Raw genomic sequence first — 23850 nt, forward strand, 5'->3', positions numbered from 1 at the left:
TACTTACGCTTTCTCGGCTTCTTCCCGCTCTACCGCGCGGTAACCGATGTCTTTGCGGTAAAAGGAGCCTTCCCAGTAGATCTTGCGCGCGCACTCGTAGGCGTTGGCCTGGGCTTCCGCCACGGTGTCGCCGAGGGCGGTTGCGCACAAAACGCGGCCGCCGCTGGTGACGACGCGCTCGCCGTCCAGTGCGGTGCCGGCCTGGAAGACCTTGGCGTTTTCGCTGTCTGCCTTGTCCAGGCCGGAGATGGGGTCGCCCTTGCGATAGCTGCCCGGGTAGCCGTGAGCGGCGAGTACCACGCCCAGGGCGGGGCGGGTGTCCCACTCGACGGTTACCTGATCGAGGCGTTTTTCCAGTGCTGCCATGCACAGCTCTACCAGATCGGATTTGAGGCGCATCATGATTGGCTGGGTTTCCGGGTCGCCGAAGCGGCAGTTGTATTCGATGACCTTGGGTGCGCCCTGTTCGTTGATCATCAGGCCGGCGTACAGGAAGCCGGTGTAGGGCATGCCTTCGCTGGCGAGGCCGCGCACGGTGGGCTCGATGACTTCTTTCATCACCCGGTCGTGGACTTCCGGGGTGACTACCGGTGCCGGGGAGTAGGCGCCCATGCCGCCGGTGTTGGGGCCGGTGTCGCCATCGCCGACGCGCTTGTGGTCCTGGCTGGTGGCCATGGGCAGGATGTTCTCGCCGTCGACCATGACGATAAAGCTGGCTTCTTCGCCGGTGAGGAATTCTTCGATGACGACACGGCAGCCGGCGTCGCCGAAGGCGTTGCCGCTGAGCATGTCGCGCACGGCCAGCTCGGCCTGTTCTACGGTTTCGGCGACGATGACGCCTTTACCGGCGGCGAGGCCGTCGGCTTTGACGACGATGGGGGCGCCCTGTTCACGCACGTAGGCAACGGCCGGTTCGACTTCGGTGAAGTTCTGGTAGGCGGCGGTGGGGATGGCGTGACGTTCGAGGAAGTCTTTGGTGAAGGCTTTGGAGCCTTCGAGCTGGGCGGCGGCTTTTTCCGGGCCGAAGATGTTGTGGCCGCGGCTGTTGAAGAAGTCGACGATGCCTTCGACCAGAGGTACTTCGGGGCCGACGATGGTGAGGTCGATGCCTTTTTCTTCGACGAGGTCGGACAGGGCGGAGAAGTTGTCGACGCCGATGTTGACGTTCTGGAGTTTGGGTTCGCGGGCGGTGCCGGCGTTGCCCGGTGCGACGAAGACGGTGTCTACGGCGGGGTTTTGGGCGGCCTTCCAGGCCAGTGCGTGTTCGCGGCCACCAGAGCCGATTACCAGGATGTTCATTCTTGAGTTTCCCCGTGCCTGTTATTTAGGTGGGCTAGTTTAGCATTGTGCGCTGGGTTGCCGGGTAGGGACTGGGAGTTGGGAGGTATTTAAGAGTGCTTCGTTGCCAGTCCTGTGGCGGTCCTGGAGCTGGTGCCCCTTTCCGAGACACGCCGTAAACCCATCCCTGGGGGCTCGGCTGCGGCCGTCCTGGCCGCAGACGGTCTCGGAAAGGGGCACCAGCCCCAGAACCTTCCCGTATAGCGCGGGAATATTACGTACCTATGTCGGTAAGCGTAGTTAGTCGTCAGAAGTCGCGGTTAGTGACGGAAGTGGCGCATACCGGTAAACACCATCGCCATACCGTGCTCGTCCGCTGCGGCGATGACTTCTTCGTCGCGCATGGAGCCACCGGGCTGGATCACGGCGCTGATGCCTACTTTGGCGGCGTTGTCGATGCCGTCGCGGAAGGGGAAGAAGGCGTCGGAGGCCATAACGGCGCCCTTCACTTCGAGGCCGGCGTGTTCGGCTTTGATGGCGGCGATGCGGGCGGAGTTGACGCGGCTCATCTGGCCGGCGCCGACGCCGATGGTGCGGCCGTCTTTGGCGTAGATGATGGCGTTGGATTTGACCATCTTGGCGACTTTCCAGGCGAACAGCAGTTCGTCCAGTTGTTCGTCAGAGGGCTGTACCTTGGTGACCACTTTGAGGTCTTCCCTGGCGACCATGCCGTTGTCTTTTTCCTGTACCAGTAAACCACCGGTGACGCGCTTGTAGTCGAAGGCGGTGGGGCGGGTGCTGTCCCATTCGCCGCATTCCAGCAGGCGTACGTTCTTTTTCGCAGACACGGCCTGGGCGGCTTCGGCGCTGACTTTGGGGGCGATGATGACTTCGGAGAACTGCTTGTCGACGATCAGCTGGGCGGTCTCGGCGTCCAGTTCGCGGTTGAAGGCGATGATGCCGCCGAAGGCGGATTCCGGGTCGGTGGCGAAGGCCAGTTCGTAGGCGGTCTTGATGTCCGCTGCTACGGCCACACCGCAGGGGTTGGCGTGTTTGACGATGACGCAGGCGGGTTCGTCGAACAGTTTGACGGTTTCCAGGGCGGCGTCGGTGTCGGCGACGTTGTTGAAGGAGAGTTCCTTGCCCTGCAGCTGGCTGGCGGTAGAGACGGACGCTTCTTCTGCGTCGGCTTCCACGTAGAAGGCCGCTTTCTGGTGGGGGTTCTCGCCGTAGCGCATGTCCTGGGCTTTTTCGAACTGGACGTTGAAGGTGTTGGGAAACTCGCGGGCTTCGTTTGACGTGTTACGCGCGCCGAAGTGGTTGGCGATCATGCCGTCATACTGGGCGGTGTGTTCGAAGGCCTGCACCATCAGGTCGTAGCGGGTTTCGTAGCCCAGCTGACCGCCGCCCGCTTTCATTTCCTCGATCACGGTGTCGTAGCTGTGGGCGTTGACCACGATGGCGACGTCTTTGTGATTCTTGGCCGCGGAGCGAACCATGGTAGGGCCGCCGATGTCGATGTTTTCGATGGCGGTGGGCAGGTCGCAGTTGGGATCGGCGACGGTGGCCTTGAACGGGTAGAGGTTGACCACGACCATGTCGATGGGCTTGATGCCGTGTTCATCCATTACCGCGTCGTCTTTGCCGCGACGGCCAAGGATGCCGCCGTGCACTTTCGGGTGCAGGGTTTTGACGCGGCCGTCCATCATTTCCGGGAAACCGGTGTAGTCGGAAACTTCCACCACCGGAATGCCGGCTTCGCCCAGCTGGCGGTAGGTACCACCGGTGGAGAGGATCTCCACGCCCATGGAGGAGAGTTCGCGGGCAAATTCCACAATGCCGGTTTTGTCGGAAACGCTGATCAGCGCGCGGCGAATGGCCACCTTGTCAGTCATAGCTGTTGGTCCGTCGTAGTTTCTGAAAAGGGTAATTGTTTACGAAGTCGCTAAGTCAGAATCGAAGCCAAAGTGCTGGGTACGGAATTTCGAAACCGTCGGTGCCAAGGATGGCACCGCCGGAGCTACATGGATGTATTTATGCGATTTCGAAATTCCGTACCCAGTGGTTTGGCGCCACTGCACCGGATCTGAAGTGCTGAGCGGGCAAATTGCATCATTAGCAAATAGCGAGGGGGGATGAGCCTGGCCCATCCCCCCTCGTCGAATTTTTACCGCTCCGGCCTGTGTCTGCCGGTAGCGGCTGGTCGCCTTACAGCAGACCGTAGCGCTTGAGCTTCTTGCGCAGGGTACCCCGGTTGAGGCCCAGCAGCTGTGCGGCGCGAGTCTGGTTGTGGCGGGTGTGCTTCATCACCACTTCCAGCATCGGCGCTTCAATCTCGGACAGCACCATATCGTACACATCGGTCACCATCTGACCGTCCAGGTGACGGAAGTAGTTTTCCATCGCCTGTTCAACCGCATCGCGCAAGGCCTGCGGTTGTTGTAGTTGAGTCTGGCCCCCAGTGGATACCACATCGCTGGTATCCGGAATCAGTGCTTCGTTAGTCATGCCGCTTTTGCCCCTCTAGTTATTCGGCGTTCAAACCACTCACGAACGCTGGCATGTTGTGCTTCTGCGCTTTCTAATTGGTTAAAGGTCTTGCGAAAGTCCTCGCTGTCCGCGAGTGTTTTCACGTACCAGCCCACGTGCTTGCGAGCGATACGTACCCCCATAACCTCACCGTAGAAACGGTGCAGTTCACTCAGGTGAGTGCTTAATATATCCCTGACTTCATCCAGTGAGGGCTCCGGCAGCTGCTCCCCTGTTGCCAGGAAGTGCGCAATCTCCCGAAAAATCCATGGACGTCCCTGAGCCGCGCGGCCAATCATGACCGCTTTGGCGCCGGTGTAGTCCAACACCATGCGGGCCTTTTCCGCGCCGGTAATATCGCCGTTGGCAAAGACAGGTATCTTTACCGCGGACACAATCTCGGCAATGGTATCGAATTCGGCCTGGCCATGGTAGCCACAGGCGCGGGTGCGTCCGTGAACTGCCAGGGCAGATATCCCGAGATCCTCGGCCATTTTGGCAACCGTCACCCCGTTGCGGCTATCCGGACACCAGCCAGTGCGAATTTTCAGCGTCACTGGTACTGAGACGGATGAAACCACCGCTTCCAGAATGTCGGCGACCAGTTTTTCGTCGCGCAGCAGGGCGGAGCCCGCCGCTTTTTTACACACCTTCTTTGCCGGGCAGCCCATATTGATATCGATGATCTGGGCGCCGCGTTCGACGTTTGCCCGGGCCGCATCGGCCATCATCTCGGGGTCGCCACCGGCAATCTGTACCGAAATGGGGCCCGCTTCACCGGCGTGATTGAGGCGCATCCGCGATTTGCGGCTGTTCCACAGGCTGGTGTCGGAGGTGACCATCTCGGAAACCACGAGACCGGCGCCGAGTTCTCGGCACAGTTTGCGGAAGGGGCGATCGGTAACGCCGGCCATTGGCGCCAGAATCACTGGCGCCTTTATTGTGTAAGGGCCTATGGCGAAGCTGCCTGGCTTTTCCGTGGGCAACTTGCCCTCCCGCGGGTCTGGTCTCATTCGGTGTCAAAGAGCGGCCTATGATAGCGGCTGCCCGCCGGCTGGAAAAGCGAAAAAGCGCGCAAATTGTTCGATGGCTGGTCGTTTAGGGCGAACTTTGTGCAAATTTTTGTCGGTTTTGCCGCCAGCACACCCGCTCGGTTCGCGGGCGCGGGATGGGGTTTCGGTGGAAGCCGGGCTTACTGCGGCGAAATACGCAGTTCGTAGTTCACGGCTTCCGCCCCGGGATCGACGATATCGAGTGCGATATGCACCGGGTTACCCGCGGGCATCAGGCGGCGCCCGGAGAGCTCACCACGCAAGTAGTCCTGAGGGCTGAAGCGACGGCTGGCCACCGGCGTGTTCTTCAGGTCAGTGAAGCGCAATTGCAGGGTGGGGAAAGGCTGGTCAAAGGGGGCCCGGTTCAGCAGCACCGCTTCCACCGCCAGGGCACCAGCGATTTGCGGGTGGCTGCGCACTACCAGGTTGGCGGTGTGGATGGCATTGATATCCACTTGTGGTGGCAGGGTACAGCCGACGATGGGGCATACCTGGGCATAGAGGTCGCGCCACGGGTCCCGTTTGCTGAGGGTGTCGAACTGGAAGTAGGCAGCCTGCGCGACGAGGCCGAGCAGCAGCACAACCGAACCCAGCGCCCACAGCCAAACCGGTACCCGATTGTGACGTTTGGGCTGCCAGGTGACCTCGATGGGGGCGGGACCGATGGCTGAGATCAGCTGGTCTTTGGGTAACAGGGGTGCGGCTTCAAGTTGCCCGGTGTCCAGGTGGCGCTGGTCCAGCTCCGCAGCATCGAGGTTGCCATCTGGCAGGGCGCTGAATGGTTCTTCCCCCGCGGGAGAGGTGTCAGGCTCTTCCGGGGCGAAAAAGTCGTGCTCCTCGGCCGGGGTGATGCTGTCTTTGGGGGGCTGGTGCTGGTCGGCGAAGAGGTCTTCTTCCGGTTGCAGTGCCGGCGGTTTGGAATCGATACCGCTGGATTCTTCACGGGCGATTTCTTCTGCCCACGGGTCTTCGGAGACGGCGCCGAGCTGGTCTATCTCGGATTCGATGTCTAGTTGCTCGCCGTGGTCGCTGACTTTTTCGCTATCGAGGTCCTGCCACTGCTGTTCACCGAAGGCGTCGTCGATCAGGGGGCTCTGGCGCTCTTCTTTCTTCTCTTCTGTTTTGGGCGGCTGGGCCTTCTGCTCGGCTTTTTTGGGCCGCGGCAGGTCTTCGTCGTCGTCGCCGTCGAGGTCAATATCATCGTGGATGAGGAAGTCGTCGTCTTCGAGCAGTTCTTCGATGGCTTTCTTGGTCGCCGGCTGCGGGTCCCCCTCGTTGAAGACGATATTCTCGTCGGCGCGGAATACCTGCAGGCAGGAACCACAGCGCACGGCGCCACGGGCGGCGCGCAGCTGTTGTTCGCTGACGTGAAATGAGGTGCTGCAGTGGGGGCAGCGGGTGACCAGTTGCGACATGGAATTCGACGGTTATTGCTTTAGCGGGGGAGTTTATCAGCCCCGTGCCCTCTGGCGTAGTGCTGTGGCCCGGGAGCTGCGTTGTTGCTTGGGTGGCGGCGCTGCTGCCGATGGTCCTTTGCGGGACACGCTACAAGCACCCGCAAGCGGGCCCGGCCGCCAATCAAGTTTGGCGTCGTTCGGCTGCGCGCGAAGCAGTGCTTCGCAAACGCTTGCCCCACCCATCTGCGCTCGGACACGGCCATCCATGGCCGCGTACGGTCCCGCAAAGGACCGTCGGCATCAGCGCCTTAGCGTTTGGCTTCGGTTTACTACCTAGCCCTTGTACCGCTCAGGCGCACCCATTCTTCTTTTTCGCCATTCTGATCAAAGTCGATCCACTGGCTGTAGGCGCTTTTTACCTTCTCAGCTTGGCTATTGAGAATGCCCGACAGGCAGATACGACCGCCGACCTTGGTGCGCTCTACCAGCTGCGGTGCCAGCTCGACCAGCGGGCCGGCGAGGATATTGGCGAGCATGATGTCGGCACTGGACTTCTCCGGTTTGGGGGCCTTTTCCGGCAGGTAAACCGGGAAACGCTCGGGATCCAGGCCGTTGCGCACCGCGTTGTCGCGGCTGGCGAGCAGCGCCTGGGGATCGATGTCGGTGCCCATGGCGGATTCGGCGCCGAGCAGCAGTGCGCCGATGCCGAGAATGCCGGAGCCGCAGCCGAAGTCGACCGCGGTTTTACCTTTTACCGGCTCGCCGGCCAGCCATTGCAGGCACAGGAAGGTGGTGGGATGGGTGCCGGTGCCGAAGGCTAGGCCAGGGTCGAGCATGATGTTGACGGCTTGCGGCGCTGGCGGTTCGCACCAGCTGGGGCAGATCCACAGGTTGTCGGCACACTGGATGGGTTTGTAGTGGCTCATCCACTCCCGTTCCCAATCTTTGTCTTCCAACTGTTCCCAGCGGGCGTTGGGGAGGAGTTCGCAAAGGTAGGAGGCTGCTTTGGCTTCGGTGACGCTGGTGTCTACTTCGGCGTCGAACAGGCCGGTGACGAGGGTTTCGTCCCAGAGAGGTGTTTCGCCGAGGCCGGGCTCGAGGATGGGTTGGTCGGCATTGTCTTGCAGGGTGACGGAGACTGCGCCGGCGAACAGCAGGGCATTTTCGATCTTCTCGGCCTGTTCGCGGTTGGTGTTCACTCTTAGTTGGAGCCAGGGCATTGGGTTCGTCCGGGTTTTGTGGTCTTTGGGTGCTCGGATAGTTCGTGGCGTCACCCCTGCCGGTAAGACTTTGCGGGACACGCCGTAAACCCATCCCTGGGGGCTCGGCTGCGGCCATCCGGGCCGCAGACGGTCCCGCAAAGTCTTACCGGCAGGGGCGACTTCCATTCGAAATTCGGTGCATTCTACAAGTGAACTGGGAAGCTAACAGGGTAGGGAGGGAATTGCTGAAGGGAAAGTGCCGGGGATCCATTTTCAAAAGCGTCGGCGACAGGACGTCGCCGCCGCAGCGCCCATGGATGGGTTCACAGCGGTTTTGAAAATGGATACCCGGTGCTTTTCCGCCACGGAGGCTAACCAAAACAGCTTACCTCCGGGGCGGGTAAAGAACCCGAGAGAATTATTCGAGCCCCAGTTTCTTCTCGAGGTAGTGGATGTTCACCCCACCCTTGGCAAATTCCGCATCGCGGACCAGTTCTTCCTGTAGAGGAATGTTGGTCTTGATGCCGGTGATGATCGTCTCGCTCAGCGCTACACGCATCCGCGCCAGGGCGGTTTCGCGGTCTTCGGCGTGGGTGATGATCTTGGCGATCATGGAATCGTAATTGGGTGGCACCGAATAACCGGAGTAAAGGTGTGAATCCACGCGTACACCCAGGCCGCCCGGCGCGTGGAAGTTTTCCACCTTGCCGGGGCTCGGGAAGAAGGTCTTCGGGTCTTCCGCATTGATACGGCACTCGAAAGAGTGGCCGGTGATCTTGATGTCTTCCTGTTTGAAAGACAGCTTCTCACCCGCACAAACACGGATCTGTTCCTTAATCAGGTCAACGCCGGTCACCATCTCGGACACCGGGTGCTCCACCTGAATACGGGTGTTCATCTCGATAAAGTAGAAACGCTCGTCTTCGTACAGGAACTCGAAGGTACCGGCACCGCGATAGCCGATATCGATACACGCCTGCACACAGGCGTCCTGCACGTCTTTGCGCACCTTGTCCGGGATGCCCGGCGCCGGGGCTTCTTCCAGCACCTTCTGGTGGCGGCGTTGCAGGGAGCAGTCGCGGTCGCCGAAGTTGACCGCATTGCCCTGGCCGTCGGACATCACCTGGATTTCCACGTGGCGCGGGTTCTGCAGGAATTTTTCCATGTACACGGTGCTGTCGCCAAAGGCGGCACCGGCTTCGGACTTGGTCACCGAGATAGCGTTGATCAGAGCGCCCTCACTGTGCACCACGCGCATACCGCGGCCACCACCGCCAGCGGCGGCCTTGATGATCACCGGCAGGCCGATACGACGGGCGATTTCCAGGCACTTCTCACCGTCGTCCGGCAGCGGGCCGTCGGAGCCCGGTACCGTGGGTACGCCGGCCTTTTTCATCGCGGCGATGGCGGAAACCTTGTCGCCCATCAGGCGAATGGTGTCCGCGTCCGGGCCAATAAAGGTGAAGCCGCTTTTCTGCACCTGCTCGGCGAAGTCCGCGTTCTCGGCCAGGAAACCGTAGCCCGGGTGCACGGCAACCGAGTCGGTGATTTCCATCGCCGCGATGATCGCAGGAATATTCAGGTAGCTCTGGGGAGACGGGTTGGGGCCGATGCATACGGCCTCGTCCGCCAGGCGCACGTGCTTCAGGTCGCGGTCGATCTGGGAGTGCACCGCCACGGTGGCAATGCCCATTTCCTTACAGGCGCGCAGCACCCGCAGGGCGATCTCGCCGCGGTTGGCAATCAGTATTTTCTCAAACATGCGTAAACGCCCCCGCTCAGGAAATGACGACGAGCGGCTGATCAAACTCTACCGGTTGACCGTCTTCCACCAGGATGGATTCGATGGTGCCAGCTTTGTCGGCTTCGATCTGGTTCATCATCTTCATGGCTTCGACGATGCAGATCACGTCGCCGACTTTTACCTGCTGGCCCACTTTTACAAACGGGTCGGCGCCCGGGCTGGAGGCGGCGTAGAAGGTACCCACCATCGGGGATTTCACCGGGTGGCCAGTCAGCGCCGGTACGGATTCTGCGGCGGGCTCTGCCGGTGCGGCGGCCGGTGCCGGAGCGGCGGGGGCCTGCGGCGCCATTGGGGCAGCCATCGGCATGGCCATCTGCGGCATCTGCATGGCGGCGGCGCCACTGGTGCCGCGGCTGATGCGCACGGACTCTTCGCCCTCTTTAATTTCCAGTTCGCCGATATCGGACTCTTCGAGCAGTTCGATCAGCTTCTTGATTTTGCGGATATCCATAACGTTCACTCTCGATTTTTTGATTGCTGGTTCCCCGGCGCGCAGCCGGGGAATGAAAAATCTGTATTGCCTTTGTACGGGGTAGTGCTTAGTTCAGCCGCTTGAGGGCCGCCTCAAGGGCCAAAGTGTAGCTATCTGCACCGAACCCGCAGATAACACCCTGCGCCAGATCGGATAAATACGAATGGTGGCGGAAAGCTTCACGGGCGTGGGGGTTGGACAGGTGCACTTCGATAAACGGGATCGATACGCCCGCCAGGGCATCGCGCAGGGCGATGCTGGTGTGGGTAAAGGCGGCGGGGTTGATGACGATAAAGTCCACCTTGTCGGCGAATGCCCGGTGGATGCGCTCTACCAGCTCGCCCTCGTGGTTGCTCTGCAGGCTGTCGAATTCACAGCCGGCGGCAGCGCACTGGGCGCGGGCGGCTTCGTCGATCTGGGCAAGTGTGGTGGAGCCGTAGATGGTCGGCTCGCGGGTGCCCAGCAGGTTCAGATTGGGGCCGTGTAGCAACAGCAGTTTCGCCATTCTGTGCCTCGCTCTATGCCTCGCCCGCAGATTTGGAGGGGCGCGCGAAATTGTGACTAAAATCCGGAAAAAGTCATGTAACTGCCCGGAAAACAACGTCAAACGGCAGATTTACCGAAATTGCGCCGGAGTTTGCCGCAAAAGTGACCCTCTGTCCATGCCTCAAATGTCAAAATAGAGAAGTTGCGCGCAGTTCGCCGAAATTCGCGCCCTAATTAGCGCAAAGTTTTAAGAGGGGTGGCTGCTTCACCTATTTGAATGGCTGGAATGACGGTGGTCTGGGCTGATTCTGTGGCAGTGGCGCTACAGGCGGTAAATGTGTGGCGCCGGCGGCATTGCTGCCCGCCGGCTTTCGGGAGGCTGTTGGCGTTGGTTTTACCGGCTTTCCACAACCGCTTGGTCGCTGACAGCGTTGCGCATGGCGGTCAGCAGTCCATCGCGGGTGAGTATCTGCGGCAGTATCTGGGGCTCACCGCCACCGGCGGGGAACAGCAGGTAGAGAGGCACGCTGGAGCGGCCGTAATGGGCCAGCAATTCGGTGATCTGCGGGTCCTGGTTGGTCCAGTCCCCTTTCAGCGCGGTGAAACCCATGTCGCCAACGGCGGCCTTGATGGCGTCGCTGGACAGCACCACTTTCTCGTTGGCCAGGCAGGTGATGCACCAGGCAGCGGTCATATTGATCAGTACCGGGCGGCCTTCGCTGCGCGCGCTTTCCAGCGCTTCCGGGGAGTAGGCTTGCCAGTAATCGCTTTTGCTCTGGGCCAGTTGACCGGGTGCGGTGCTCAGGTTGGGCAGTACCCAAACCGCGCCGGCGATTGCCGCAATGGCGACGCCGCTGCGCAGCCAGCGCTTACCGTTAAAGGTGGCCGCTGGCCACAGCCACAGGGCGAAGGCGATGGCCACGGCACCGGCGAGTACCAGTGCCACGCCATCGCTACCGGTCTGGCGCCCCAGAACCCACAGCAGCCAGACCGCGGTCAGGTACATGGGGAAGGCCAGCAGCTGCTTCAGGGTGTCCATCCAGGGGCCGGGGCGCGGCAGGCGCTGGGCAAGAGCGGGAATATAGGTGAGCAGCAGGAAGGGTGCGGCCATGCCGAAGCCCAGTGCCGCAAATACCGCCAGCGCGATGGGTGCCGGCTGGGTAACCGCAAAGCCGAGGGCGGAACCCATCAGCGGCGCGGTGCAGGGGCTGGCAACCACCGTGGCCAGTGCGCCGGTGGAGAAGGAGCCGCCGAGGCCCTTGCTCTCGCTACCGGCGCCAAGGCCCATCAGGTGGCCGCCAAATTCGGTCAGCCCGGACAGGCTGAGCCCCATGGCGAAGAACAGATACGCCAGCGCGGCGACCACAACCGGAGACTGCAACTGGAAGCCCCAGCCTACCGCTTCACCAGCGGTGCGCAGCGTAAGCATCAATGCCGCAATCAGCAGGAAGGTGGCCACCACGCCGGCGGTATAGGACCAGCCGTGCAGGTGCTGGCGGTCGCCGTTGTGGGTAATCGCCAGGGCTTTGATCGAGAGTACCGGGAACACGCAGGGCATCAGGTTCAGCAGCAGACCGCCGCCGAAGGCCAGTGCCATGGCCAGTAGCAGGCTGCCACCGCTACTGCCCGCCGTACTGGTGGCTTGCAGGGGCTTGGCGGTGTTTGTGGTTGCGCTGCCGCCGGAGCCAAATCCACCGCTGCCTTCAATGGCGGTCGCGGTTTTCTGTGTCAGGTCCAGTTCGAAGTTGCGTATCTGCGGCGGATAGCAGAGCCCCGCATCAGCGCAGCCCTGGTAGTGCACCTGTACCTGGGCTCTGCCTGTTCCACTAGCCAGTGCCAGGGGTACCTCCAGTTGCCAGCGATAGACTTCGGTTTCTTTTTCGAAGTAGTCATCCCAGATGACTTCACCGGCCTCAAGGGTAAGAGGCAGCTCGCGCTTGTTATCGCCGTCCACCAGGTACACCGAGAGCTTGTCCCTGTAGAGGTAGTATTCCGGTGCAATCTGGAACAATGCAGTGGCATTGCCGTCGGAGAGAAGGAAGTCCAGCTGGTATGCCTGGTCCACCGGCAGGAATTCATCCTGCCCGCTACTGAGAGCTGCGAACGGATTGTCGGACGCGCGGGCTGGGGTGGTCAGCACCAGGCCCAGCAGCAGCGCGGCGAGCATGGCCGCGGCTGCGGTGATCAGGCGGGCTCGCAGCCCCTGCCTGCCCGGGCTCAGGTGTTGGAAATAATCTCCGACGCTGTATGTCTTCGCAGTCATTGGCAATAAAATTCTTTATAGTCGAGCTGAATTGGACTGTTGTGGCCGGCCGGTGTTCCCTCGGGAACAGAGTGGCTTCGCTGGAGTGACTGGCGCCTCTTGCAGCGATAGGGGCCGAGCGCAGGCAGTATAGCGGTGGTCTTGGTACAAAAAAACAACAGTGGCTGCTGCGGCCACTGCCTGCGTGGAGGTGGTTATCAGAAAGTTGATATCGGTCGCAATTCGGAAGCGGGTTGGTAGGGCTCGGTACTTGGGTGCCGTGCGTCGTATGCCGGTGCCATCCAGATTGACGGTTTGCCTCGCCCTTGCATTGCTCGCGGGGTGCGCGACGCCACCGCCGGAACCGCCTCCGCCAGTGGTTGCGCCGCCGCCCCCGTCGGGACCCAGTCAGGAACAAATCCGCGCGCGCACCGTCCGCCATTTTCTCGGGCGCGCGGAAGAAGCGCAGCGGGAGGGTTTTATTACCATGCCGGCGGGTGCCAGCGCCTACGATTTTTACCTGCAGGTGCTGCAACTGGACCCGGGCAACACCCAGGCCGCGGCCGGTATCCAGACTCTGGTCATGCAACTTGTGGATCAGGCCCGGGATGCGTTGCGCCAGCGTTCGTTTGGACGGGTGAACAGCCTGCTGAACACCGCCGATGAGATCGCCCCGGGCAACCCGCTGTCTGCCGAAGTGCGCAAGCAGGCGCAGCGGGAGCAGCAGCGCGCCCGCGAGGACGTCACCCTGGATGGTCCGGGTGCGCAGACGGTTGCCCTGCCGCCTGCTGAGCTGTCGGCCCGCTCTGAAGCCATGGTGCAGATACTCACCGGTATCGCGCAGCGTATTCGGCAGCATCAGTTGCGGGTCATTATTGTTGCGCGGGATGACAGTGAGGGGCGCTGGATCTACGGGCAGTTGCGCCAGGCCGTGCCCGGTTACCGTGTGCGCGGTGATATAAAACTCGGCAATCCACCCCGATTACTGTTACAAAAGAGCCCGTGATCTTTGGATGCGAGGGAAGAAGCATAATGACAAGAATCCACTCCTTGATTGCCGTGTGCATGACGGTCTGTTTGGCTGTTGTGGCCCGGGCCGATACTCCGCTCGCAGCAGGCGCAAGCGCATCGACGGTCGATGCGCTCGGGTATGCCAGAGAAATGCCTCCCGGCGCACCGATGGGGGCGGCCTATCTGCATCTGCGTAATCGCGGTGACAGCGCGCGAACACTCGCGCATATTGCGTTGCCCGGCCACCCCGGAGCTCGGATTGAGCTGCACACCACTCAGCAGGTCAATGGTGTGAGCAAAATGCGGCCAGTGAAGGAAATTTCTGTCCCCGGCAACGGGACCCTTGAAATGCGCCCGGGTGCCACCCACCTGATGGTGCACGGCGTGCGTCTGAAGGCGGGTGACACGCTTGAGCTCCAGTTGATCTTTGTCGACGGTGGCAGCCAAAAACTGAAGCTGCCTGTGCTGGGGCTGAACGACTCTCTACCCGCGGGCATAAGCGGGGGTGAGGTGGAGGAGCACCACCACCATCATCATGGTCACGGGTAGATAAAATCGGGTTCCGCAAACGAGAAAAGTGAGCAGGTAACAGAAATTAGTCTCTCTTTCTGTTGTCATCAGTCCGCGAAGACCGATGTCTCTCGATCCCTATTGGATTCAACTTTATTGAATTCAACCTTTTTGGTTTCAACATCGAATAGTAGCGGCGCCGTGTGTGACCGCTCGCTAACAACAAACTGGAGAACGTTATGAAAACACTGGCCGCAATACTGGTGACAGGTTTTGCAGTCATGCTTGGTGCCTGCGCCCACAGTCCGGTACAGGTGGAGATCAAGCCGCAGGTTGCGGTCGCGCCGGACAATATCGGTAGCGGTTATACCCTTTCTGCGCGTGGCACCAACCAGTTGGGTGGAGAAGGGCTCGGCTCGCTGGGTGGGATCTACGCGGACTCTTCCAATGTCACGCTGGCCAACAATATTGAGCGGGCGATGTCCGATGCGCTGTATCAGGGCTTTGAGTCGTGGTCATTCCGCGGTGTCGAAGGTGCGGGCGATGTGCAGGTTGTGGCCAATCTGACCGAGCTTACCTATAGCAGCCCGAACAAGCTGTACACCACCAAGGTAGATTCCGGTGCTGCGATTCAGCTGCAGGTGACGGTCAAGGGTGCGACCTTTTTCGGTAACTACAGCACCAGTGGCAAGGATCGAAACCTGATTAAGCCCAGCCAGGAAGAGGTAGAGAGCACGATTAATCAGCTGCTCAGCGCGACCTTGCAGCGGGCGTTTGAAGATGAAAAGCTGAAAGCATTCCTGCGCCAGCACCTGTGATAAGCTGGCCGAGTCGTTTGCATGCACTGTGTAAACAGCAAGTGTGACCGTGAAGGCCCATTGAACTGGATGTCCCTTGACTGAATTCGACCCCAATAATGCCACTTACCATGGCCTGCTCGATAATGCGGCGCCGGATCCGCTGCCCGATGGGCAGTTGACTGCCGCGGCGGCGGAGCTTGCGCTGGGTGAAGTGGCGGACGGCGTTGTGATTACCGATCGCTACGGCCGTATCCGCTACAGTAATCCGCTGGCCGGAGAGCTGTGTGGAAACCTGATGGGGTTGCTACCCGGGCAACAGCTTTCCGAGAGTCTTTCGCTACAGGGCGAACAGGGCGAGCCACTGGATCTGGCGTTGAGCAGTGGTGAGGGCGAAGAGGTGCCCAGCCGTCGCGAATTCCGCGCGTTCATTCGCCGCGACGAGGACCACCGCGGGGCTGAGGGCGAGCTGGTAGAGCTCAGTATCCAGATCCATAGTGTCAAAGAGGGCGTCAATCTGGAGGGTTATGTGCTGGTATTGCGGCACACTTCCGAAGCCCGCCGCATTTCCTCCCGCCTCAGCTGGCACAGTAGCCACGACGCCCTGACCCGCCTCCCCAATCGGCAGACTTTTGAACACACGCTGCAGCAGCTGCTGACCAGTGACACCGGTCCCCGCCAGCACCATATTCTTTTGTATCTCGACGTTTACCAGTTCAAGGTGGTGAACGACACGCTGGGCTACAGCGCCGGCGATGCGCTATTGATTGCACTTGCCGGTATTCTCACCCGCTGTCTTGGCAAGGGTGACCTGCTGGGCCGGGTTGGCAGTGACGAGTTTGCCCTGCTATTGCGCGACTGCACGCTGGAAGAAGCCAAACGTATTGTCACCCGCCTGCGGGAGGCGGTGAACGAGTTTGTGTTCGAGTGGGAGAGCAGTGAGACCCGCCCGGCGTTGTCGATCGGGGCGGTAAGTGTGGATGCCCATGCACCGCCCGCCAGCCAATTGTTGGCATCGGCCAATGACGCCTGTAGCGCGGCGCGGGATCAGGGGCGCAACCGGGTAAAATTTTTCGGGGATTCCCGCAAGGCGCTGGAGAAGCGTCGCGAGAGTACCTGGCTTGCGGAGATCCACGCGGCGATTCGCGAGGACCGCTTGATGCTGTACCGCCAGCCAGTGGTGGCGCTGCAGGAAAAAAACCGGGTGCACCATTACGAGGTGCTGGTGCGCATGCGCGGGCGCGATGGTGACGTGATTTCTCCGGGGCTGTTTTTACCGGCGGCGGAGCGCTACGGCATCATTGATGATGTGGATCGCTGGGTGATCCGCAAGATCTTTCACTATATGGCGCTGGAGCAGAGCAGTGGTTCCGGTGGTTTCCACTATGCGATCAATATCTCCGGGATCAGTCTCGGGGATGAGTACTTTGCGGATTTTGTGCTGCGCGAGTTGACGGAGGCCGGTGTGGCCCCGTCCCGGGTGCAGTTTGAAATTACCGAGACGAGTGCGATCAATAACCTGGACCGGGCGCTGATGTTTATTCACAAGCTGCGCGCGGCGGGTTGCAGTTTTGCCCTGGATGATTTTGGTCGCGGTGCCTCTTCGCTGGCGTACTTGCGTCAGTTGCCGGTGGATTATCTGAAGATCGATGGGTCCTTTGTGCGCAATATGCTGGAGGATGAGATCGATAGTGCGATGGTGAGTACCGTGGATCATCTGGCGAAGCGGATGGGGATCAGTACCATTGCAGAGTTTGCGGAGACGCCGGAGCTTTTGGAGAAGCTGCGGATGATGGGGGTGGATTATGCGCAGGGGTTCGGGATTGCCGCTGCTGCCTGTTTGCCTGAGATTAGTGGGCCGCGGCCTTCTTCTGTAAATTGACTCCTTCTGGGCCTTGGGTGGTTTTGAATTTCCTTTGGTGGTGGCCAAGCGCCGGGTAAGGGTTTTCAGGACCGCTGTGAACCCATCCCTGGGCGCTGCGGCGCAAACATCCTGTTTGCGACGCTCCTGAAAACCCTTACCCGGCGCTCGGCCTTCTCATCGGCTGTATGACTTCGTTGCCGAGTAATCTTTATCGCTTTTACGCGTTTGCCGTCTGTTCCAGCAGCTCCTTGTGCTGCTCCGGGCGCAGTCTCGGTCCATACTGACTCACCACCTGTGCTGCCGCGCGGCAGGCTAGCTCACCGGCTTCGGCAAAATGCATTCCACGATTGATTCCGAACAGGAAGGCGCCTGCGAACATGTCGCCGGCGCCGTTGGTGTCGATGGCCTTTACCCTGGGGCTGGCGACGCGGGTTTCCTGTTCGCCGTCCCACATCAGTGCGCCGTCGGCGCCGAGGGTGATGGCGAAGGCTTTGCAGGAATTGCGCAGGGTCTGGGCGGCTTCTTCGAGGGAGTCGGTGTTGCAGTATTTGAGGGCTTCTTCGCGGTTGCAGAACAGCAGGTCGACGCCACCGCCGATCATTTCTTTGAGGCCGTCGTGGAACAGTTGCACCATCATGGGGTCGGATAGGCTCAGGGCGGTTTTTACGCCCCCGGCTTCGGCCTGTTCGCGCAGGGCGATGGCGGCGGCGCGGCCGGTGGGGGAGGAGACGAGGTAGCCTTCGATGTAAGCCCACTTGGATTGTGCCAGGGCCTCGCTGTCGAGCTCACTGACGGAGAGGTCGGCGCTGATGCCCAGGTAGGTGTTCATGCTGCGCTCGGCGTCGGGGGTGATGAGCACCAGGCATTTGCCGGTGGTGCCGCTGTCGGCGCTGTTTAATACCTGCGGGTAGGCGACGCCGGCGGCGGCGAGGTTGTCGCGGTAGAAGGTGCCGTTGTCGTCGCTGGCGACTTTGCAGGAATAGAAGGTGCTGAGACCGAAGTAGCTTGCGCCGATAATGGTGTTGGCGCCGGAGCCACCGCAGGCGTGGCTGGCGGTGACCAGGTGGTTTTTGAGATCGTCGACCAGCTGCTGCTGGCGGCTGTCATCCACCAAGGTCATTACGCCCTTGTCTACCCCGAGAGACTGCAGGTCACTATCGGTGACTTCGATTTCCGTATCGAGCAGGGCTGCGCCGATGCCGTAAAGTTCGTACTTGTGTGCGGGGTTTTGCATGGGGTAGAGCGTCCGTAATGCTTGCCTGAATGTTCTTGATTGGGCGCATTATGGCGGCCAGCCGGTGCAGTGCAAGTTTGCCGGCGCTCGTCGGCGCTGCAGGGTGGGGTGAAATGGCGACGGTTCGACGGTCGTTGGCGCGCCGTGACCCGCCGGGTTTGACTTGTGCGCGGCCGACCTTATAAATGCCCGCTATAACAGCTTGAGGCACGCCCGAAACAGGCGGATTTGCCCAGGCCCGATGTACTTGTTACTCCATTTCTTTTTCTGATCGTATTCCGGATTTCTATGCCAGCGAAACAACGCCGCTCCAATAGCAAACGTACCAATCGCAGTGAGGGACGCCTTGGCCGCTGGATCAAGCGGCTCAGTCTGCTCGCCCTGCTGGGTGTTCTGGTGCTTGCGGGGTACATGGTGTGGCTCGATATGCAGCTGCGCGAGCGCCTCGATAGTCGCCAGTATCAGTTGCCTGCGCGGGTGTTCGCCCGTCCGCTGGTACTGAAAGAGGGCATGGTGATGCGCCCGGACGAGCTGGAGGCGGAGTTTGCGGCGCTCAATTACAAGAAGGTGCCGTCGATTGATGAACCCGGCCAGTGGCAGCGGGACGGCATGGAGTACGTGGTGTGGCGGCGGGACTTTATCCATGCCGACAAGCGCGAGCAGGCCGCCAGGGTACGCTTTCGCCTGCGCAATGACGAGCTGAGTGGACTGCGTGACGAAAGCGGTGCGACGATCAAGGAATTCCGCCTGGATGCCGCTCCCATCGGCACACTGCTTGGTGGCGGCGATGACCGCACGCCGGTGCGGATCGAGGAAATTCCGCCGTTGTTGGGGGCAACCCTGATCGCGGTGGAAGACCAGGATTTTGCCCATCATTTTGGCGTCTCCCCCCGCGGTATTGCCCGCGCCATGGTGGCCAACTTCAAGGCCGGCGGTGTGGTGCAGGGCGGCTCTACGATCACCCAGCAGCTGGTAAAAAATATATTCTTCGACCACAAGCCCAGCCTGTGGCGGAAGTTTAACGAAGCGCTGATGGCGATCCTGATGGAGATCCATTACGACAAGGCCTATATCCTGCAGGAGTACATCAACGAGGTCTGGTTGGGGCAGCAGGGCAGTCGCGCCATTTACGGCTTTGGACTGGCCGCTGAATTCTATTTCCACAAACCCCTGAATCAATTGGAGCCCCATCAGATCGCACTGCTGGTGGGGCTGGCCAAGGGTGCGTCCTATTACAACCCCTGGCGGCACCCCAAGCGCGCGCTGGAGCGCCGCAACACCGTGCTGGATGTGATGCAGGAGCAGGGTTTGATCAGCGCCGAGGATCTCGCGCGGCTGAAGAAAAAGCCGCTGGAAGTGGCCACTGTCGGCGCGGCGGCCCAGAACCCTTATCCGGCGTTTACCGAGCGTCTGCTGGAAGAGCTGCGTCCCTATTACTCGGTGGAGGAGCTGCGCACCGCAGGCCTGCGGGTGTACACCACTCTGTCGCCCTCGGTTCAGCAGCTTGCGGAAGACGCCATCAGCGATGGCGCGACCAAGCTGGAGAAGGATCGCGGGATCAAGGCGGATTCCCTGCAGGGCGCCACGGTCATTCTGGAAAACCACAGCGGCAATGTGCTCGCCATGGTCGGCGACCGCCGGCCCCACTACCCGGGCTTTAACCGCGCCCTCGAGGCGCGCCGTCAAGTTGGATCACTGATCAAGCCGGCGGTGTATCTGACCGCCCTGGAGCGCGCTCACGAATACAACCTGGGTACCCTGATCGACGATGCGCCGCTTCGCGAGGTTGGTGATGATGGCCAGGTGTGGATGCCGGCCAACTTCAATAACCGCAGCCACGGTCAGGTGCCGCTGTATGTGGCACTGTCCCGTTCCTACAACCAGGCCACCGCGCGTCTGGGGTTGGACCTCGGGATTGAGAACGTGCGCCAGACGATCCGTCGCCTGGGGGTGCAGGCGAGCCTGCCGCGGGTGCCATCGCTGTTTCTGGGGGCGGTTGAATTGACACCCTATGAGGTGGCCGGGATGTACCAGACCATGGCCAACGGTGGTGAGCATGTGCAGCCGCGCACCTTGTTGGCGGTGTCCGATGCCGAGGGTGCGCAGGTACAGCGCTTTCGTCCCAAGACCAATCGCGGCGTGGACGAAGTCCCAATCTACCTGCTGCGCTACGGTCTGGAGCAGGTCATGCGTGAGGGGACCGGCAAAAGTGCCTACCGCCGCCTGCCCAACAGTGTGCCCTTTGCCGGCAAGACGGGAACGACGAACGACTATCGGGACAGCTGGTTTGCCGGCTTCAGTCCGGGCGTGACAGCGGTGGTATGGTTGGGCCGGGATGACAACGAGCGCACCAGTCTCACCGGCGCCACCGGTGCGCTGAATATCTGGACCGAGATCATGCGCCAGCTACCCCATCGTCACGGCCGCATCCAGGCGCCGCGCGGGGTGGAGTGGAAGCCCATCAATGAGAAAGGCGAGTATATGGACCCGCGCTACTGCCAGGGCGGGCGCGAGGTGCCGATTTCCGCGGAGAGTCGGCTGGTCACGGATCCGCGCTGCGAGCGCCGAGGATGGTTCCGCAACTGGTTTGATCGGGACGATGAAAATGTGGCGCCGCGAGAGGACATGACGCCCGGCTGGGGGATTGACCCGGAGCAGCAGCGCCGGGAGCGCCAGCAGAAAGAGCAGCAGGAGCGTGAGCGCCAGTTGCGCGAGCAGCTCGACCGCGAAGGGCAGCCGGTGCCCCAGCAGCCGCAGCAATACCCACCCCAGCAGCGCATTCCGCAGACGGAAGCGGAGCGCTTGCAGCGCCTGGAGGAGTCCGGCCGCCTGCAGGAGCAGCGCTATCTGGAGGAGGAGCGTCGCGCGCAGGAAGAGCGGCGTCAGCTCGAGCAGCGCCTGCAGGAACAGGAGCGCCGCCGCGGTGCGCCTGTGGAAGACGCCCAGCCCTGGCCGCCGCAGGAGGAGGACGATCAGTGGCCCTGATCCGGCCAATATGATCGCGTCACCCGGTCGATTACAGGATTTCGTACTGGCCTTATACGCAGACGATCGTTCATAATCTTTCGCCGGTAACGATTCCAAATCCGTCAGACGATGCAGTATCGATTCGACAATTTTATTCTGGATATGGCGCACCTTCGCCTGACCGCAGATGGTCAGAGCGTGGATGCGGATGCGCGCCAGTTGCAATTGTTGGCGTTGTTGATTGCTGCTTATCCCGAATGCTGTGCGCGGCAGTCCCTGCTGGAACAGCTGTGGCCAGATACCGTGGTATCCCAGTGGTCGCTGGGGCGGTTGGTTTCCGACACTCGTAAACGGTTTCGTGAGTTGGGTTACAGCGGTGAGTTGATCCAGACCCAACACGGGCGAGGCTACCGTTTGTCGCCCGAGGTCGCGGAGCAGTTACACCGGATTGAGCCCGTCGCAGAACCCGGTCCGGCACTTGCGTCAGCCCCGGAAAAGTTGGCGGAACTCGCGCCGCACTCTGAAGCGGACCCCATCCGTGAGCCGGCCGCTGCGCTGGAGTCCCCACCGCGGGGGCGCAGCGGAGTGCTTTCCGGAGCCCGTGACCGCAGTTTCTGGCGGCTTTTTTCCGCGGTCGCGGTGGTGGTGGTTGTCACCGCACTGGTGGTGTATCTGATCACCGCGCGCCGAATTCCCGACGATGGGGCGCCGCTGGTTATTGGCGAGGCACCGGACGTGCGCGGGCGAATCCTTTGGGTGGATGACAACCCGGACAACAACCTCAGTGAGCGCAGTCACTTCGAGTCAAAAAATATTGCGATTTACCTGGCGACCAATACCGAGGACGCCATGACCCTGCTGTCCATGTATCGCTACGACGCGGTGATCTCAGACATGGGCCGCGGCAGCGAGCCTCTCGCCGGGTTCAAATTGATGGAGCGCATCCGCAGCAAGCGCGACCATACCCCCTATTTTCTCTACACCATAATGCCGTCGGAAACCCAGCGACAGCTGGTTCATCAGCGCGGCGGAAATGGTGTGGCAGTGACCGCCGAAGAGCTGTATCAGATGGTGCTTCCCCTGTTTGAGGCGGATCCTGCTCCCGTCTCCAGCCCGCTGTGATTAGTCCCAAACAGCACGGGCTTGGTGATTTTTTGTCCGTTCGCAATCTCTCTGTTTTGCCCCTCCAATACCCTGAGACCCCCGTCATTTCTTGTGTTCACAAGTATTCACAAGCTTTCAAAGACCTCCGGCCAGCTCGCTGGCTACATTAGCCCCATTGACCCTCTGGAGCCACCCCACGCGGGTGAGGCTATTCGGCAAAGACCGGAAACCGGGGGAGCTCGAGAATTTAAAGCTGGTGTTTTGAGTCACGGCTTGATGGCCGGGTTTCAGTGCAATGGACGGGGGAGTCATGTTGGGGTCAGGACTTGGGGCGGTGCTGTTGAGGGCTGGGGAAGCATCCGGTGAAAAAAGTGCGGCTGGTGTTGCGCAGGCACCGGGCGCCGTCGATGTCGGGCCGGCACCAGTGCGGACACTGGAAACAGCGCAAAACGATGCTGTGGTTGCGCGGGAAGGTGCCCCGTTCAGCCGGCGGGAGCGCCAGGTGCTGGAGCAAGTTGCCAGTGGTGCCACCAGTGCCGAAATTGCCGAGCGGTTGCACATTTCTATTCATACGGTCAAAAACCACCGCAAGAGTATTCTGCGCAAAGCGGGCTGCCGCAACTCGGGCCAGCTGGTGTCCCGCTGCGCGGCACTGGGCCTGATCTGATACCGGGCAGTCTCAAGGGCAAAGTAGGTACCGCAGAGAGGTTCCGGGGACTTGGTATTAGATACCAGGATCGAGGGGCCGGTTGCCGCATCGTACGGCCTCGGCCCCTGACGCTTTTCTCCTAGGCCATCACCGCTGCAGCAGCTTCGCGGCCTCTTCTGCAAAATAGCTCAGTACCCCGTCTGCCCCGGCGCGCTTGAACGCGAGCAGGGACTCGAGAATCACCGCTTCGCGATTGAGCCAGCCATTTTCAAACGCCGCGCAATGCATGGCGTACTCACCGCTCACCTGGTAGGCAAAGGTGGGCACCTTCAGTTCGTCTTTCACCCGACGCACGATGTCGAGATAGGGCATGCCTGGCTTCACCATGATCATGTCTGCCCCTTCCGCCAGGTCCAGCGCGCATTCGTGCAGAGCCTCGTCGCCGTTGGCCGGGTCCATCTGGTAGCTGAACTTATTGGCGCCCTTCAGGTTGCCAGCAGAACCCACCGCATCGCGAAACGGCCCGTAATAGCTGGATGCATATTTTGCGGCGTAGGACATGATCTGGGTATTCACATGGCCATCGCGCTCCAGCGCGGTGCGCACGGCACCGATGCGCCCGTCCATCATGTCGGAAGGTGCCACCACATCGGCGCCCGCTTCCGCATGGGACAGCGCCTGCTGTACCAGCACTTCCACCGTGTCGTCATTGACGATATAGCCGGCGTCGTTCATCAGCCCGTCCTGGCCGTGACTGGTGAACGGGTCCAGGGCTACGTCGGTGATGACACCCAGTTCTGGAGCGGCATCTTTGAGCGCGCGCACCGCGCGCTGGGCCAGTCCGTCCTTGTCGTAGGCGGCGCGGGCGTCGTCGGATTTTGCCGAGGGGGCTACCACCGGGAACAGCGCCACCGCGGGAATACCCAGTTGCACCAGCGCTTTGGCCTTGGCGGTGAGTAGGTCCACGGTCAGTCGCTCCACCCCGGGCATGGAGGCCACTTGCTGGGTTTCACCGCGGCCCTCAATCACGAACAGCGGCAGTATCAGGTCGTCGGTGCTCAGGCGATTTTCCCGCACCAGGCGGCGGGAAAACTCGCTGGCGCGCAGGCGGCGCGGGCGGCTGTGGGGATAGGGGCCGCGATGGGAACTGAAACTCATGTTGTGGGCACTCCGAAAATTGGATGGGCAGGGCGCGACTTGGTGATTGCGCCTGCTCGACAGGCGCGCATGATAGCAAACACCAGAACACGGG

Annotated in this window: 19 protein-coding genes; 7 read left to right on the forward strand and 12 right to left on the reverse strand. The window is 61.1% G+C overall.

Annotated elements, in window-relative coordinates; all coding sequences use genetic code 11:
• Nucleotides 1–3: 3 nt before the first annotated feature.
• The 10 genes from purD to ACYX4K_RS17180 all read right to left on the reverse strand — a co-directional run bounded on the left by purD (nucleotide 4) and on the right by ACYX4K_RS17180 (nucleotide 12483).
• A complete protein-coding gene (gene purD, locus ACYX4K_RS17135; RefSeq protein WP_475090923.1) occupies nucleotides 4–1299 on the reverse strand; it encodes a phosphoribosylamine--glycine ligase in 1296 nt (431 codons plus the stop codon).
• Nucleotides 1300–1598: 299 nt separating this feature from the next.
• The gene (purH, locus tag ACYX4K_RS17140; protein WP_475090922.1) at nucleotides 1599–3173 is read right to left on the reverse strand and encodes a bifunctional phosphoribosylaminoimidazolecarboxamide formyltransferase/IMP cyclohydrolase; all 1575 of its coding nucleotides are present in this window, start codon (nucleotides 3171–3173) and stop codon (nucleotides 1599–1601) included.
• 313 nt (nucleotides 3174–3486) lie between these two features.
• Nucleotides 3487–3786 (reverse strand): DNA-binding transcriptional regulator Fis, encoded by a 300-nt coding sequence (gene fis, locus ACYX4K_RS17145; RefSeq protein ID WP_226704799.1) that lies wholly within the window; start codon nucleotides 3784–3786, stop codon nucleotides 3487–3489.
• Nucleotides 3783–4820 carry a tRNA dihydrouridine synthase DusB gene (gene dusB / locus ACYX4K_RS17150; protein ID WP_475090920.1) on the reverse strand — a complete coding sequence of 346 codons (1038 nt, stop codon included), beginning with the start codon at nucleotides 4818–4820 and terminating at the stop codon, nucleotides 3783–3785. Before dusB ends, fis begins: the two co-directional genes overlap by 4 nt.
• A 179-nt stretch (nucleotides 4821–4999) precedes the next feature.
• Nucleotides 5000–6274, reverse strand: coding sequence for a DUF3426 domain-containing protein (locus ACYX4K_RS17155; protein ID WP_475090919.1), 1275 nt, complete (start codon nucleotides 6272–6274; stop codon nucleotides 5000–5002).
• Between the two features lie 311 nt (nucleotides 6275–6585).
• Complete coding sequence (gene prmA / locus ACYX4K_RS17160; protein ID WP_475090918.1) at nucleotides 6586–7476, reverse strand: 50S ribosomal protein L11 methyltransferase; 891 nt, start codon at nucleotides 7474–7476, stop codon at nucleotides 6586–6588.
• A gap of 400 nt (nucleotides 7477–7876) precedes the next feature.
• The gene (gene accC / locus ACYX4K_RS17165) at nucleotides 7877–9220 is read right to left on the reverse strand and encodes an acetyl-CoA carboxylase biotin carboxylase subunit (protein ID WP_475090917.1); all 1344 of its coding nucleotides are present in this window, start codon (nucleotides 9218–9220) and stop codon (nucleotides 7877–7879) included.
• 16 nt (nucleotides 9221–9236) lie between these two features.
• Nucleotides 9237–9713, reverse strand: coding sequence for an acetyl-CoA carboxylase biotin carboxyl carrier protein (gene accB / locus ACYX4K_RS17170; protein WP_475090916.1), 477 nt, complete (start codon nucleotides 9711–9713; stop codon nucleotides 9237–9239).
• Nucleotides 9714–9801: 88 nt separating this feature from the next.
• On the reverse strand, nucleotides 9802–10239 hold the full coding sequence (gene aroQ, locus ACYX4K_RS17175; protein WP_475090914.1) for a type II 3-dehydroquinate dehydratase: 438 nt from the start codon (nucleotides 10237–10239) through the stop codon (nucleotides 9802–9804).
• Between the two features lie 375 nt (nucleotides 10240–10614).
• The gene (locus tag ACYX4K_RS17180; RefSeq protein ID WP_475090912.1) at nucleotides 10615–12483 is read right to left on the reverse strand and encodes a protein-disulfide reductase DsbD family protein; all 1869 of its coding nucleotides are present in this window, start codon (nucleotides 12481–12483) and stop codon (nucleotides 10615–10617) included.
• Between the two features lie 355 nt (nucleotides 12484–12838).
• On the opposite strand from ACYX4K_RS17180, the gene ACYX4K_RS17185 reads away from it, so the two are divergent.
• From ACYX4K_RS17185 to ACYX4K_RS17200, 4 genes are all read left to right on the forward strand, one after another.
• Nucleotides 12839–13468, forward strand: coding sequence for an N-acetylglucosaminyltransferase (locus ACYX4K_RS17185; RefSeq protein ID WP_475120209.1), 630 nt, complete (start codon nucleotides 12839–12841; stop codon nucleotides 13466–13468).
• 26 nt (nucleotides 13469–13494) lie between these two features.
• Nucleotides 13495–14022, forward strand: coding sequence for a copper chaperone PCu(A)C (locus ACYX4K_RS17190; protein WP_475090909.1), 528 nt, complete (start codon nucleotides 13495–13497; stop codon nucleotides 14020–14022).
• Between the two features lie 200 nt (nucleotides 14023–14222).
• Complete coding sequence (locus ACYX4K_RS17195) at nucleotides 14223–14801, forward strand: YajG family lipoprotein (RefSeq protein ID WP_475090907.1); 579 nt, start codon at nucleotides 14223–14225, stop codon at nucleotides 14799–14801.
• Nucleotides 14802–14877: 76 nt separating this feature from the next.
• The gene (locus ACYX4K_RS17200; protein WP_475090905.1) at nucleotides 14878–16662 is read left to right on the forward strand and encodes an EAL domain-containing protein; all 1785 of its coding nucleotides are present in this window, start codon (nucleotides 14878–14880) and stop codon (nucleotides 16660–16662) included.
• 199 nt (nucleotides 16663–16861) lie between these two features.
• Here ACYX4K_RS17200 and ACYX4K_RS17205 read toward each other — a convergent pair whose 3' ends face one another.
• Nucleotides 16862–17878: an adenosine kinase gene (locus tag ACYX4K_RS17205; protein ID WP_475090903.1), complete on the reverse strand. Its 1017-nt coding sequence runs from the start codon at nucleotides 17876–17878 to the stop codon at nucleotides 16862–16864.
• Nucleotides 17879–18166: 288 nt separating this feature from the next.
• On the opposite strand from ACYX4K_RS17205, the gene mrcB reads away from it, so the two are divergent.
• From mrcB to ACYX4K_RS17220, 3 genes are all read left to right on the forward strand, one after another.
• A complete protein-coding gene (mrcB, locus tag ACYX4K_RS17210) occupies nucleotides 18167–20863 on the forward strand; it encodes a penicillin-binding protein 1B (protein ID WP_475090902.1) in 2697 nt (898 codons plus the stop codon).
• Nucleotides 20864–20974: 111 nt separating this feature from the next.
• On the forward strand, nucleotides 20975–21967 hold the full coding sequence (locus tag ACYX4K_RS17215; RefSeq protein ID WP_475090900.1) for a winged helix-turn-helix domain-containing protein: 993 nt from the start codon (nucleotides 20975–20977) through the stop codon (nucleotides 21965–21967).
• A 292-nt stretch (nucleotides 21968–22259) separates the two neighbouring features.
• Nucleotides 22260–22616, forward strand: coding sequence for a response regulator transcription factor (locus tag ACYX4K_RS17220; protein ID WP_475090898.1), 357 nt, complete (start codon nucleotides 22260–22262; stop codon nucleotides 22614–22616).
• A gap of 129 nt (nucleotides 22617–22745) precedes the next feature.
• Here the strand turns inward: ACYX4K_RS17220 and hemB are convergent, their stop codons facing one another.
• Complete coding sequence (hemB, locus tag ACYX4K_RS17225) at nucleotides 22746–23756, reverse strand: porphobilinogen synthase (protein WP_475090896.1); 1011 nt, start codon at nucleotides 23754–23756, stop codon at nucleotides 22746–22748.
• Nucleotides 23757–23850: the final 94 nt, after the last annotated feature.

Source organism: Microbulbifer sp. ABF4_107 (assembly GCF_056312215.1).

Excerpts from the sequence above, each read along its gene's own strand:
- purD (WP_475090923.1), bottom strand. The coding sequence starts at position 1,299 with ATGAACATCCTGGTAATCGGCTCTGGTGGCCGCGAACACGCACTGGCC.
- purH (WP_475090922.1), bottom strand. The coding sequence starts at position 3,173 with ATGACTGACAAGGTGGCCATTCGCCGCGCGCTGATCAGCGTTTCCGAC.
- fis (WP_226704799.1), bottom strand. The coding sequence starts at position 3,786 with ATGACTAACGAAGCACTGATTCCGGATACCAGCGATGTGGTATCCACT.
- dusB (WP_475090920.1), bottom strand. The coding sequence starts at position 4,820 with ATGAGACCAGACCCGCGGGAGGGCAAGTTGCCCACGGAAAAGCCAGGC.
- ACYX4K_RS17155 (WP_475090919.1), bottom strand. The coding sequence starts at position 6,274 with ATGTCGCAACTGGTCACCCGCTGCCCCCACTGCAGCACCTCATTTCAC.
- prmA (WP_475090918.1), bottom strand. The coding sequence starts at position 7,476 with ATGCCCTGGCTCCAACTAAGAGTGAACACCAACCGCGAACAGGCCGAG.
- accC (WP_475090917.1), bottom strand. The coding sequence starts at position 9,220 with ATGTTTGAGAAAATACTGATTGCCAACCGCGGCGAGATCGCCCTGCGG.
- accB (WP_475090916.1), bottom strand. The coding sequence starts at position 9,713 with ATGGATATCCGCAAAATCAAGAAGCTGATCGAACTGCTCGAAGAGTCC.
- aroQ (WP_475090914.1), bottom strand. The coding sequence starts at position 10,239 with ATGGCGAAACTGCTGTTGCTACACGGCCCCAATCTGAACCTGCTGGGC.
- ACYX4K_RS17180 (WP_475090912.1), bottom strand. The coding sequence starts at position 12,483 with ATGACTGCGAAGACATACAGCGTCGGAGATTATTTCCAACACCTGAGC.
- ACYX4K_RS17190 (WP_475090909.1), top strand. The coding sequence starts at position 13,495 with ATGACAAGAATCCACTCCTTGATTGCCGTGTGCATGACGGTCTGTTTG.
- ACYX4K_RS17195 (WP_475090907.1), top strand. The coding sequence starts at position 14,223 with ATGAAAACACTGGCCGCAATACTGGTGACAGGTTTTGCAGTCATGCTT.
- ACYX4K_RS17205 (WP_475090903.1), bottom strand. The coding sequence starts at position 17,878 with ATGCAAAACCCCGCACACAAGTACGAACTTTACGGCATCGGCGCAGCC.
- mrcB (WP_475090902.1), top strand. The coding sequence starts at position 18,167 with ATGCCAGCGAAACAACGCCGCTCCAATAGCAAACGTACCAATCGCAGT.
- ACYX4K_RS17215 (WP_475090900.1), top strand. The coding sequence starts at position 20,975 with ATGCAGTATCGATTCGACAATTTTATTCTGGATATGGCGCACCTTCGC.
- ACYX4K_RS17220 (WP_475090898.1), top strand. The coding sequence starts at position 22,260 with ATGTTGGGGTCAGGACTTGGGGCGGTGCTGTTGAGGGCTGGGGAAGCA.
- hemB (WP_475090896.1), bottom strand. The coding sequence starts at position 23,756 with ATGAGTTTCAGTTCCCATCGCGGCCCCTATCCCCACAGCCGCCCGCGC.